The 11,842-nt window shown below is 70.7% G+C and carries 11 protein-coding genes and 1 riboswitch; of the genes, 8 read left to right on the forward strand and 3 right to left on the reverse strand.

The window, feature by feature from the left end:
* Positions 1-68: 68 nt before the first annotated feature.
* The 6 genes from RAN62_RS31530 to RAN62_RS31555 all read left to right on the forward strand — a co-directional run bounded on the left by RAN62_RS31530 (position 69) and on the right by RAN62_RS31555 (position 6,704).
* Positions 69-1,685 (forward strand): protein kinase family protein, encoded by a 1,617-nt coding sequence (locus RAN62_RS31530; protein WP_305788467.1) that lies wholly within the window; start codon positions 69-71, stop codon positions 1,683-1,685.
* Between the two features lie 306 nt (positions 1,686-1,991).
* Positions 1,992-2,723 carry an RNA polymerase sigma factor SigM gene (sigM, locus tag RAN62_RS31535; RefSeq protein ID WP_305788468.1) on the forward strand — a complete coding sequence of 244 codons (732 nt, stop codon included), beginning with the start codon at positions 1,992-1,994 and terminating at the stop codon, positions 2,721-2,723.
* Positions 2,720-3,697 carry an RsmA family anti-sigma factor gene (locus tag RAN62_RS31540; protein ID WP_305788469.1) on the forward strand — a complete coding sequence of 326 codons (978 nt, stop codon included), beginning with the start codon at positions 2,720-2,722 and terminating at the stop codon, positions 3,695-3,697. The genes sigM and RAN62_RS31540 overlap by 4 nt, the downstream gene beginning before the upstream one ends.
* Positions 3,698-3,836: 139 nt before the next feature.
* Positions 3,837-4,796: a thioredoxin-disulfide reductase gene (gene trxB, locus RAN62_RS31545; protein ID WP_305788470.1), complete on the forward strand. Its 960-nt coding sequence runs from the start codon at positions 3,837-3,839 to the stop codon at positions 4,794-4,796.
* Positions 4,797-4,887: 91 nt separating this feature from the next.
* Positions 4,888-5,211: a thioredoxin gene (gene trxA / locus RAN62_RS31550; protein ID WP_305788471.1), complete on the forward strand. Its 324-nt coding sequence runs from the start codon at positions 4,888-4,890 to the stop codon at positions 5,209-5,211.
* 341 nt (positions 5,212-5,552) lie between these two features.
* Complete coding sequence (locus RAN62_RS31555) at positions 5,553-6,704, forward strand: N-acetylmuramoyl-L-alanine amidase (protein WP_305788472.1); 1,152 nt, start codon at positions 5,553-5,555, stop codon at positions 6,702-6,704.
* Positions 6,705-6,892: 188 nt separating this feature from the next.
* Here the strand turns inward: RAN62_RS31555 and RAN62_RS31560 are convergent, their stop codons facing one another.
* Positions 6,893-7,207 carry a DMT family transporter gene (locus RAN62_RS31560; protein ID WP_305788473.1) on the reverse strand — a complete coding sequence of 105 codons (315 nt, stop codon included), beginning with the start codon at positions 7,205-7,207 and terminating at the stop codon, positions 6,893-6,895.
* A gap of 19 nt (positions 7,208-7,226) precedes the next feature.
* Positions 7,227-7,294, reverse strand: a riboswitch (guanidine-III (ykkC-III) riboswitch).
* A gap of 70 nt (positions 7,295-7,364) precedes the next feature.
* Entirely contained in the window at positions 7,365-8,030 is a 666-nt protein-coding gene (locus tag RAN62_RS31565; protein WP_305788474.1) for a GNAT family N-acetyltransferase, read from the reverse strand.
* Between the two features lie 244 nt (positions 8,031-8,274).
* Here RAN62_RS31565 and RAN62_RS31570 point away from each other — a divergent pair, with 244 nt between their 5' ends.
* Together RAN62_RS31570 and RAN62_RS31575 are read left to right on the forward strand one after the other, a co-directional pair.
* On the forward strand, positions 8,275-9,564 hold the full coding sequence (locus RAN62_RS31570) for an aminotransferase-like domain-containing protein (RefSeq protein ID WP_305788475.1): 1,290 nt from the start codon (positions 8,275-8,277) through the stop codon (positions 9,562-9,564).
* An 8-nt stretch (positions 9,565-9,572) separates the two neighbouring features.
* Positions 9,573-10,535, forward strand: coding sequence for a D-alanine--D-alanine ligase family protein (locus RAN62_RS31575; protein WP_438874574.1), 963 nt, complete (start codon positions 9,573-9,575; stop codon positions 10,533-10,535).
* A 60-nt stretch (positions 10,536-10,595) separates the two neighbouring features.
* On the opposite strand, the gene RAN62_RS31580 is transcribed toward RAN62_RS31575, so the two are convergent.
* On the reverse strand, positions 10,596-11,369 hold the full coding sequence (locus tag RAN62_RS31580; protein WP_305788477.1) for a hypothetical protein: 774 nt from the start codon (positions 11,367-11,369) through the stop codon (positions 10,596-10,598).
* Positions 11,370-11,842: the final 473 nt, after the last annotated feature.

Consider the following 11,842-nt stretch of genomic DNA (forward strand, 5'->3'; position numbering starts at 1 on the left):
TGATTCTCCCGCACCGATCGGACCGGTCGGCCCAGGCAGCACGCCTCGCCCGAGGGCCGCGCCCGGGGATGACCGTGGGGGTTCGGCGCCCGGACGGGTATGGTCGGGGACGACAGTGCGGACTCACCGAGGGAGGACGGGTGACCCAGGTCGGCGAAGGCCACGAGACCGCGGCCGACGAGGCCGGGCCGGTCATGACCTTCGGTGCACCCACCGTCGGTGAGATCCTGGCCGAGCGGTACAGGCTCGAGGAGCACGTCAACAACGACAGTGCCGGTCGGCAGGTCTGGCGGGGCATCGACGTCATCCTCCGGCGGCCCGTCGCGGTCGTGCTGCGCTATCCGGGCGGCGAGTCCGCGACCGAGATGCTGCAGGCGGCGGTCGACGCGAGCCGCGTGATCCACCCCAGTCTCGTCGGGGTCTACGACGCCATCGACGAGGGCCAGCGGTCCTACGTCGTGCGCGAGTGGGTCGACGGCGAGGCGCTGCGCGAGGTGATCTCCCGGGAGGGCCCGCTCGAGCCGGGCCGGGCCGTCACGATCGCCCACGCCCTGGCCGACGCGCTCACCGCCGTCCACGCCACCGGCATGGTCCACGGCAACGTGCACCCCGGCACGACGCTCATCGGCGACGACGGCCGCGTGGTGCTGGCCGACGCCCGGGCCGACTCCGCCGACAGCACCGAGTCCGACATCCGCTCGGTCGGCGGCATTCTCTACTACGCGCTGACCGGCACCTGGCCGCACGCCGAGCTCGGCTCCCGGCCCGCCCTGCCCGACGCCGTCCGCGACGGCAACGGCGAGCTGGTCCCGCCGCGGCAGGCCCGCGCGGGCATCCCGGCCTACCTCGACGACCTCACCATGGACCTGCTCGACAAGCGGGTCGCGGCCCCCGAGTCCGAGGCGCTCGCCACCGAGCTGTCCCGGCTGACCGAGGCCGAGGAGGAGTTCGAAGAGGTCGGCCCGCTGCGCTTCACCCAGGGCACCTCGGCCGAGCCGGTCCGCAGCACCCGCAAGATCTTCCTCGGCGTGGCCGCCCTCGCGGTCATCGCCGTGATCGGCCTGGTCTTCGGCATCCGCGCCATCAGCAACTCCGGCGGCGACGACCCGAGCCAGACCACCCAGGCCGGCACGTCGACGGGCGGCGAGGGCACCGGCCAGACCGACCCCGCCACGGGAGCGGCCGAGGCGGCGCCAAAGGCGTTCAAGCTCACCGCCGACATGGTGCGCATCGTCGATCCCCCGAAGAGCGACCGGGCCAACACCGGCGACGCGAAATACACGATCGACGACGACTCCGACACCGTGTGGAAGACCCAGGGCTTCAACCAGGCCAACTTCGGCAACCAGAAGCCGGGCATGGGCGTCCTGATCAACCTCAAGGCGCCGAAGCACGTCACCGATGTCCGCGTGCAGACCTCGGTGCCGGGCGTCACCATGGACGTGCGGATCGGCACCAACGATCCGGGCGACAACTGGGACGGCGACAAGAAGATCGTCGACACGTACAAGAAGCTCACCGACGAAGACACCGAGCCGACCAACGGGACGAACGAGATCTTCACCGGGTTCGAGCCGGACCAGACCTACCAGTACATCCTGGTCTGGCTGACCAAGCTGCCGGCCGACGACGACGGTCGCTACCGCGTGAGCGTCGAGAACATCGCCGTCTACGGCACCGACTGACCACCGCCGGCCGGACCGCCCCGCGTGAGGCGATCCGGCCGACCCGTGCCGGCAGCCTCCGAGGGCGCCTAGCACGGGCGTTGATATCAGGCGTACATGCCGGCCTCGAACCGAGGTGCCGTAGCCACCGGTCCAGTCGATCTCCAGACGATAGGTCGTTCCGTCCGCGACATTGCTGGCGACGACGAACGGTCCGTAGCTCGATGTCTCTCGGAGTGAGGCTTTAAATCCTCTCTGTAATCGCATACGTTGCAGACGCGCATGGGCACCACTACTCAAGGTGCCGTCGTCGGCTAGATTGCTGACGTGTCCACCCGTAGCGAGCACAGCGGCACGGAGCATTCCGGCCCGAGCGACGCCGAGCTGCTGCGGGCCCATGTCGAGGGCGATCCGGTGGCCTTCGCCGAGCTGGTCCGGCGGCATCGCGACCGGCTGTGGGCGGTGGCCCTGCGGACGATCGGCGACCGCGAGGAGGCGGCCGACGCGGTGCAGGACGCGCTGTTGTCCGCCCATCGGGCCGCCGCTCGATTCCGCGGCGACTCGGCGGTCACCACCTGGCTGCACCGGATCGTGGTCAACTCGTGCCTCGACCGCATCCGCCGGCGGCAGGCCCATCCGACGGTTCCGCTGCCGGACGGCCGGTCCACCGACGACGGCGGAGTGGGGACGGGCCCCGAGCCGGTCGCGCCCGCGCATGATCATGACACCGCGCTCGTCGTCCGGGCGGCGCTGGCCGAGCTGCCCGCCGAGCAGCGGGCGGCCCTCGTGCTCGTCGACGTCCAGGGGTACGCGGTCGCGGAGGCGGCGGAGATCCTCGGAGTCGCCGAGGGCACGATCAAGAGCCGCTGCGCGCGGGGCCGGGCACGGATGGCGCTCGCGCTCCAGCACTTGAAGACCGGGTCGGACATCGTTGGAGATACACGTCACGATGGGAACCGGGGCGACCGCCGGAGCGTCTCACCGAGGTCCGCCGCGTCGGTGACGTCGCGGACGGCCGGGCCCGGGACAGGTCCGGACGGCAGAGAGGATCGGTCGTGACCGGGGCAGAGTTCAGCGAGGTCGACTTCGACCGGCTGGCCGACTATGTCGGCGGCGCGCTGGACGGCACGCCCGAGGAGGCCGTCGTCGAGCGCCTGGTGGCTGCCGATCCAGCCTGGCAGGAGGCGTACGCACAGCTGACCGCCGCCACGGCCGGCGTCACGATGTCACTGCGGTCGTGGGGCGCCGAGCCCGCGCCGATGCCCGAGGACGTGGTGGCGCGGCTGGACGCGGCTCTTTCTTCCTCCGGCGACTCGCTTCCCGGCTCGGCTTCTGCTGACTCGGTCGGCGCCGGGGCGGATCCGGGCGGAGCGGGGGCTGCGCCGGGCGACGCCGGGACGGGGGCTGCGCCGGAGCGGCACCTGGTGGCCGTACCGGATGGGGAAGAGCGACCCACGACGGCCCGGAAGCGGGCCCGGCGGTTGCGGTGGGCCGCGCCGATCGGAGTGGCCGCCGCGGTGATCGCGTTCCTGGGAGTCGGCGTCGACCGGTTCACGACGTCCGGCGCCGCGGACGACTCGGGCGAGGCCCCGGTCGCCGGCGCGGCCGAGGGGCTGTCGGCGGCGATTCCGCAGATGGTGGAGTCCGGCGTCGACTACTCGGAGCAGACCCTGGCCGCCACCGGCTCTCTCCCGCAGACCCTGGCGAGTTCCGGCTCCTCGCCGCAGATCATGGCGGCGCCGGGGGAGGAGTCGGTGCGCTCGTCGAAGGCGCTGCCGGACGCCGGGGCGACGGAGGCCCTCGATCGGTTGCGGGTGCGGGATGCCCTGCTGGCGTGTCTGGAGGTCATTGCGCAAGAGAACGGCGGCGGGCCGATCAGCGCGCAGACGGCCGACTTCGCGCGCTATGCCGGGGCGCCGGCCGTGATCGTGCACTTCACCGCGGCCAACGGGAGCTGGGCCTGGGCCGTCGGACCGGAGTGCGGATCGCCCGGCTCCGGCTCCGGCAAGCTCGCATCCGTCCGGGTAGGCTGACCGGATACCCGCGCGCCGTGAGGCGGCCCACTATGCCGCGTCCCACATGCCGCGTCGCGGGGGAACATTGCTTGCCTACCATGACGTTCTAGCGTGCGATGTCGCCGGAAGTCGGCGAGACCAGACTGAGGAGTCGGCAGTGGACGAGGTCCGCAACCTGATCATCATCGGCTCGGGGCCGTCCGGTTACACCGCGGCGCTCTACGCGGCCCGGGCCAACCTGAAGCCGCTGGTCATCGAGGGTGTGCAGTCCGGTGGCGCGCTGATGACCACCACCGAGGTGGAGAACTTCCCGGGTCACCCCGACGGGATCATGGGCCCCGAGCTCATGGACAACATGCGCAAGCAGGCCGAGAAGTTCGGCGCCGAGTTCATCACCGACGACGTGACGCGCGTCGAGCTGACCGACAAGCCGACCGCCGCCGGCACCGAGGGCCTCAAGACGGTCTGGGTCGGTGAGAAGGAATACTTCGCCCGCGCGGTCATCCTCTCCACGGGCTCCGCGTGGCGGCCGCTGGGCGTGCCCGGCGAGCAGGAGCTGCTCGGCCACGGTGTCTCGTCCTGTGCGACCTGTGACGGCTTCTTCTTCCGCAACCACAACATCATCGTGGTGGGCGGCGGCGACTCCGCGATGGAGGAGGCCACCTTCCTGACCCGCTTCGCCGAGACGGTGACGATCGTGCACCGCCGCGACTCGTTCCGGGCGAGCAAGGTCATGCAGCTCCGCGCGCTCAACAACCCGAAGATCAAGGTCGAGTGGAACTCCACGGTCGACGAGATCCTCGGCGACGACGGCAAGGTCGTCGGCGCCCGCCTCAGGAACGTCGAGACCGGCGAGACCAAGGTCCTCGACGTCACCGGCGTCTTCGTCGCGATCGGCCACGACCCGCGCAGCGAGCTGTTCAAGGGTCAGGTCGAGCTCGACGACGAGGGCTACGTCAAGGTCGACGCCCCGAGCACCCGCACCAACATCCCCGGCGTATTCGCCGCCGGCGACCTGGTGGACCACACCTACCGTCAGGCGATCACGGCCTCCGGCACCGGCTGTGCCGCCGCGCTGGACGCCGAGCGGTTCATCGCCTCGTTCATCGAGCTGTAAGTAGCGTCACCCGGTCGCCCGCGAGCGGCCGGGTAACCACACCCCATCAGGCTTCGGAAACACCAGGCAGAGCAGTAACCAGGAGGTTCCAGTGGGAGCAAATCAGGCCGTCACCGACGCCACGTTCACGAGTGACGTGCTGCAGTCCGACAAGGTCGTCCTTGTCGACTTCTGGGCCGAATGGTGCGCGCCATGCAAGAAGGTCGACCCGCTCCTGCAGGAGATCGCCGCCGAGATGGGCGACAAGGTCAAGATTGTGAAGCTCAACATCGACGAGAACCCGGAGACGGCCCGCGCCTACCGCGTGATGTCGGTTCCGACGCTGACCCTCTTCAAGGGCGGCGAGCCGGTCAACTCGGTCGCCGGGGCGAAGCCCAAGGGCGCGCTGGTCAACTTCATCGAGTCGGCGCTCTGACTCCAGTTCCGCGTGACGCCTCGCATCCGGTTCGGGTGCGGGGCGTTGCTTTTTCCGTACGGCGTCGGTCTGCGCGTCTTCTTCCGCACGCGGCGGCCCGGCGGCAGCTCTTCGGGCGACGTGATCATGGGCCGTACGACCGCTGCCGGAAGCTCGCCCGCCCGGCATACCGTCTTGAGCGACGCCTTTCACTTCGCTCCGTGAGGGCACTGTGCCCTCGCGTTACTCGATCGTGATTCGACGCACGGAGCGGGCATCGATGCCGGGCCGTGCCGGGTACCACGGAGTAGGCTCCGGAAGTTGCCCTCCTGCCATCCCCCCGAGTTGTTAGGGAGCCGCACGTGCGCTCGATCCGACGTGGAGACACCGGTCCGGCCGTCGAGGAGATCCGGTCGATCCTGGTGACTCTGGAGTTGCTGGAGACCGGGGGCCCCGAGTTCGACGACGCCACGGAAACCGCCGTGCGCGCCTTCCAGCAGAGCCGCGGTCTCGGCGTGGACGGCATCGTCGGCACCGAGACCTGGGCCACCCTCGACGGTGCCCGGTGGAAGCTCGGCGCGCGCACGCTGTTCCACTCGGTGCCCACGTTCCTGGTCGGTGAGGACGTGCGTGCCCTCCAGGAGCGCCTGCTCGAGATGGGCTTCGACACCGGCCGGGCCGACGGGATCTACGGGCCCCGCACCGCCCGGGCCGTCGCCCAGTTCCAGCGCGAGGTCGGCCTCACCCCCGACGGCTCGTGCGGCCCGCAGACCCTCAAGGCGCTGCGCCGGCTCGGCCGCAAGGTCGTCGGCGGCCGTCCGAACTGGCTGCGTGAGGCCGAGGCGTTCCGCCAGTCCGGCTCCAGCCTGGTCGGCAAGACGATCGTCATCGATCCCGGCCACGGCGGCGCGGAGGACCTGGGTGTCGTCGTGCCGGACGGGCAGCTCCGCTGGACCGAGGCCGACCTGGTCTTCGACATCGCCACCCGGCTCGAGGGCCGTCTCGCCGCCGCGGGCATGCGCGTCCACCTGACCCGCGGCCCGGCGCCCGCCCAGCCCATGACCGGCCAGGAGCGGGCAGCCCTCGCCAACAGTCTCGGCGCCGACCTGCTCATCTCGCTGCACCTCGACGGCAACGACCACGCGGCCGCCGAGGGCGTGGCGACCTATCACTACGGCACCGGCAACGGCGCCACCTCCACGGTGGGGGAGCGCCTGGCCAACCTCGTGCAACGCGAGGTCGTCGTCCGCACCGGCATGCAGGACTGCCGCATTCACGCCAAGACGTGGGAGCTGCTCCGCCTCACCCGGATGCCGGCCGTCCGGGTCGACCTCGGCTATCTGACCTCGCCGACGGACCGCGAGCGCCTGATCGACCCGGCGTTCCGCGAGCAGATCGTCGAGGCCGTGCTCGCCGCGGTCCAGCGCATGTACTACCCCGTCGAGGCCGACGTCCCGACCGGCTCGATCGACGTCCGCCAGCTGCGGCTCGCACTGGCCTCGCGCAACAGCTGATCCCGTACGCCCACCGCGGCCGGCCATGCGAGTCATGGCCGGCCGTTTCCGTGTCGCCGCGCGCACGGAGTCGGCGCACTGAGCGCCACGCGCGTGATGAGGTCGGCGCGTCCCAGCGGCCCGGCGCGACGGGAGGTGCCGCACCAACCGTCAGCGCGATGCGGCGCGAATGGACAGGGGCCTCGGCGTCAGTGGAAGAACTTGAGGCCCACGACGCCACTCACTACGAGCAACAGGCACAGGACGCGCGGCAGGCTGGCGGACTCGCCGAGGGCCAGCATGCCGACCAGTGCCGTGCCGACCGCGCCGATGCCGACCCAGACGGCGTAGCCGGTGCCCACGGGGATGCTGCGCATCGCGTAACCGAGGCCGGCCATGCTGAGCACCAGGGCGACGCCGAAGACGGCGGTGGGGAGCGGGCGGGAGAACCCCGAGCTCCGGTCGAGCGCGATCGCCCAGACGGTCTCGAGCATCCCGGAAACGATGAGAACGAGCCATGCCATGACAGACGCCTCCCTCAGCGGGGCGGTCGTCTTGTCAGGCCGGGTACGACACGCAACTCGTCCGGGGCAGCCACAGCGCGGCGCCATCTCCAAGGCTAGCCCTCCGGCGGCCGATGGCCACCCCGAGTTGCCGAAGTCACCACGGGGCCCCCGCCGCTCAGCTCGGCGTCGACGTGGTCGCCGGGGCCGGCCGGACCGGGCGCAGCAGCGTCTCCGGGCTCATCGAGCCGAGCAGCTTCTCCAGCGCGTACTCGACGTCCGACTTCCAGGACAGCGCCGTGCGCAGCTCGAGCCGCAGCCGGGGGTAGCGCGGATGCGGCCGGACCGTCTTGAAGCCGACCGACAGGAAGAAGTCGACCGGGGCGACGCAGCCCTCCTCGCCCTCGCTCGCCTCGCCGAACTTCTGGTCGCCGAAGGCCTCGATCGCCTTGATGCCGCGCTTGGTGAGATCGCGGGCGACGCCCTGGACGAGCATGCGGCCGATGCCCCCGCCGGCGAAGGCCGGGACGACATGGGCGATCATCAGCAGCGCGGCGTCGGCGCTGACGGGGGAGGTGGGGAAGGCCATCGACCTCGGCACGTACGCGGGCGGGGCGAACATCACAAACCCGGCCGGCATGCCGTCGACGTAGGCCAGCTTGCCGCACGAGCCCCACTCGAGCAGCGTCTGGGAAACCCACGCCTCCTTCTCGAGGCCGGGGTCGCCGCTGGCGCAGGCGCGCTCGGCGGACACCGGATCCAGCTCCCAGTAGACGCAGCCCCGGCACGGCCGGGGGAGGTCCTCGAGGGTGTCGAGGGTCAGATTGACCAGGCGTCGCGACATCGCGGGTCCCCAGGATCTCGGTGAGCTGTCGAAATGTGCCGAAGGGGAATCCTACGCGCTTCGAGGGCCACGGGCACGGGATTGGCACTCTGGCGGGGGGCGTTGCCTTCAAACCTGTTCGGGTGGTGGGCGGGGCGGTTGGATGGGTGTCCCGCTCGGTGAACAACCCGCCCGATTGCATAAGTCTGACGTCTACCCTGGGTCGGAGATGGTGTCCCTTCCATGTTTGCCGAGGTGAAGCCGCATGTCCGGAACCACCCAAGATGATTACACCGATCGCTACGCGCGCCGGGTCCGGGGGATGACGACCTCCGAGATCCGCGCTCTCTTCGCCGTCGCCAGCCGGCCGGAGGTGGTGTCGCTGGCCGGTGGGTCGCCCTACATCGCCGCGCTGCCGCTCGACGCGGTCGGCGAGATGATGGGCAGGCTCGCGGCCGAGTCGGGGGCGACGACCCTGCAGTACGGCATCGGGCAGGGCACGATCGAGCTCCGCGAGCGCATCTGCGAGGTCATGGAGCTCTCCGGCATCAAGGCGTCCCCGGACGACGTGGTCGTGACCGTCGGCGGGCAGCAGGCGCTCGATCTGGTGGCCCGGCTGTTCCTGGACCCGGGTGACGTGGTGCTCGCCGAGGGGCCGACCTACGTCGGCGCACTCGGCGTGTTCCAGGCCGCCCAGGCTCAGGTGCGGCACGTGGCCATGGACGCCGACGGACTGATCCCCGAGGCACTCGAGGCAGCGATCAGGGAGGCAGGTGGACGGGCCAAATATCTCTACACGATCCCCACCTTCCAGAACCCGGCCGGCGTCACGCTGTCCGAGGAGCGCCGGGAGATCGTCCTCGACATCTGCGAGCGGCACGGGCTGCTGGTGGTGGAGGACGACCCCTACGGCACGCTCAGCTTCGAGGGCGATGCGCCACGCCCGCTGCGGGCCCGGCGACGGGACGGTGTGTTGTACCTGAGCACGTTCTCCAAGACGTTCGCACCGGGGCTGCGGGTCGGATGGATCCTGGCCCCCCATGCCGTACGCGAGAAGCTCGTCATGGCCTCCGAAGCCAACATTCTCTGCCCGAGCGCGTTCGCCCAGCACGCCGTGACGCAGTATCTGTCGACCATGCCGTGGCGCGAGCAGATCAAGTCGTACCGCGAGATCTATCGCGAGCGCCGCGACGCCATGCTCGACGCGCTGGAGGATCTCATGCCGCCGGGCACCACGTGGACCCGTCCGAACGGCGGGCTCTTCGTGTGGGCGACCCTCCCCGAGGGCCTCGACGCCAAGGCGATGATGCCGCGGGCCATCGCGGCGCGGGTGGCGTACGTGCCGGGCACCGGGTTCTACGCCGACGGCACGGGCACGGGCCACATGCGGCTCAACTACTCGTTCCCGTCGCCCGAGCGCATCCGGGAAGGCATCCGCCGCCTGTCCGGCGTCATGGAGCAGGAGCTCGCCATGCGCGCGGTCTTCGGCCCGACGACCCCCCACCGCCGCCGGGGCCGGGCCGCCGCGGACACTCCTGGTCCCGACTTGGCATGATCAATCCCATGGGTACGCCTTCCGATGCGCACGTTCTCGTCCTGGCCGGCGGCCTCTCGTACGAGCGGGATGTCTCGCTCAAGTCGGGACGCCGGATCCTCGACACTCTGCGGGCCGCCGGCTTGTCCGCCGAGTTGCGTGACGCCGACGTGTCGCTGCTGCCCACTCTGCGCGAGGACCCGCCGGACGCCGTGGTGATCGCCCTCCACGGCGCCACCGGTGAGGACGGGTCGCTGCGGGGGGTGCTCGACCTGTGCGGGATCCCGTACGTCGGCTGTTCCGCGACCGCGTCCCGCCTCGCGTGGGACAAGCCGTCGGCCAAGTCGGTGCTGCGCGAGCAAGGCATCCGTACGCCGGACTGGGTGGCCCTGCCCCACGACCGCTTCTCGGAGCTCGGGGCGGTCGCCGTGCTCGACCGCATCGAGGAGCGGCTCGGGCTGCCGCTGATGGTGAAGCCCGCGCAGGGCGGTTCGGGTCTGGGCGCCTCCGCCGTACGCGAGTCGCCGGCGCTGTCCGCGGCGATGGTCGGCTGCTTCGCCTACGACTCGACCGCGCTGGTCGAGAAATACGTCACCGGCATGGACGTCGCGGTGACCGTGGTGGACCTGGGGGAGGGGCCGTTCGCGCTGCCGGCCGTGGAGATCGTGCCGAGGAACGGGGTGTACGACTACGCCGCCCGGTACACGGCCGGGCTCACCACGTGGCACACTCCCGCCCGGTTGTCGCCCGCGGTGGCGTCGTCGGTGGCTGCCACGGCGCTCGCGGCGCACAAGGCGCTGGGGCTTCGGGATCTGTCGCGGGTCGACCTGATCGTCGACGAGCGCGGCGAGGCGTACGTGCTGGAGGTCAGCGTGTCGCCGGGGATGACCGAGACGTCGCTGGTGCCGCTGGCGGCCGAGGCGGCGGGCCTGGATTTCGGGGCGATGCTGGCCGGGCTGGTGTCGCGGGCGATTGATCGCGGGGCTTCGTAGTTCTGGTTTGTTGCGTGAGGGCGGGCTGCTTGTGCGGCCCGCCCTCTTTGTTTCGTCGGGTCAGGTGGCCGGGGTCTGGCCCGGCTCCCGGCTCCGGGCTTCCGGCTGCTGCGGAATGGTGACCGGCGGCTCGGGCGACGTCTCGGCCAAGTTGTCGATGGCCGATCCGTAGGTGACCGGGGCGACGGTGTCGTCCGGGCTCTTGTTCGTCTCGGCGGTCGCCCACGGCGGCTGATCGGTGAAGGTGGCCGGCGACTCCCATTGGATGTGCGCCGGCTCGGCGATCGCCTGGCCGCCGAACTCGGCCAGCCACGCGGCGACGAGTGCCAGGTTCTCGCGCCACTGGTGCTCGGGGATGACCGGCAAAATGTCGTCCCAGAGCGCCAGGAAGGTGCCGCGGAGTTGGAGCATCCCGTGCGGGCGCGCCAGGAACCACATGTGCAGATGCGCGGAGCCGTCACCCCACCGATTCACGTGAACCCGGGCCACCCCGTCGAGGGAGCGGATCGCCCGCTCGAGCCGGACCGTCATGACGCCGAGTTCCGCGGCGAGCAGGTTGGGCAGATCGCCGAGATCGAGGTGCGACCGGCACTCGAGAATCAGCACGGCCGGCAGTCCGGTGGGCCGGTCCATGCCCCGGACGCGCCATCGTTCACTGACCCAGATGTACGCGTCGTCCGGCGTGCTGCAGGCCACGCAGTCGGCGGCGTCCTCGCCGCTCCGGGCCGGCTCGACGGCGACGGGCTCTTTCAGCGGCTTGACCCGGAGGTCACCTTCGAAGGGAAAGGACGGCCACCGGGTGAAGTCCGGCAGCGAGGGGGCATCGTCGGGCACGAGGCTGACCCTAGTGCAGGACGAAGACCATGTCCCGGGTCAATTTCCGCCCGGCCGGCCCAACGACGATCGGCATTGTTCCGGCTTGGACGCCGCCCGCCCGTCACGCCCTGCTCACCCCGGCCGACGTTGAAGTCGATCACCGTCGGCGGGCTCATCCCCATCCCGCCAAAGTTATCCACAGAAGTTATCCACAGCCCCCACCGTTTCACGTGAAACACGACGTCGCAGGCCGGTTAGCCCTGTGGATACCGCCGTGGAAACCCACCCGCCGCCGTCTCCGTTTCACGTGAAACCGACTACGTCGGTAACTGTCCCCAACCACAACACACAGCTTGTGGATACTCCCCGCCTTAGATGTCCCCGCAACACCTAGCCGTGCGCGCGGCCCGCACTTCCTGTCGCGCGCTGACGATTGACCGCGCGTCAGGCCATCGACCTCGCCTCGGACGCCATCGATCCGACCGTTGACG

The sequence above is a fragment of the Symbioplanes lichenis genome (assembly GCF_030709675.1).
GTDB lineage: Bacteria > Actinomycetota > Actinomycetes > Mycobacteriales > Micromonosporaceae > Actinoplanes > Actinoplanes lichenis.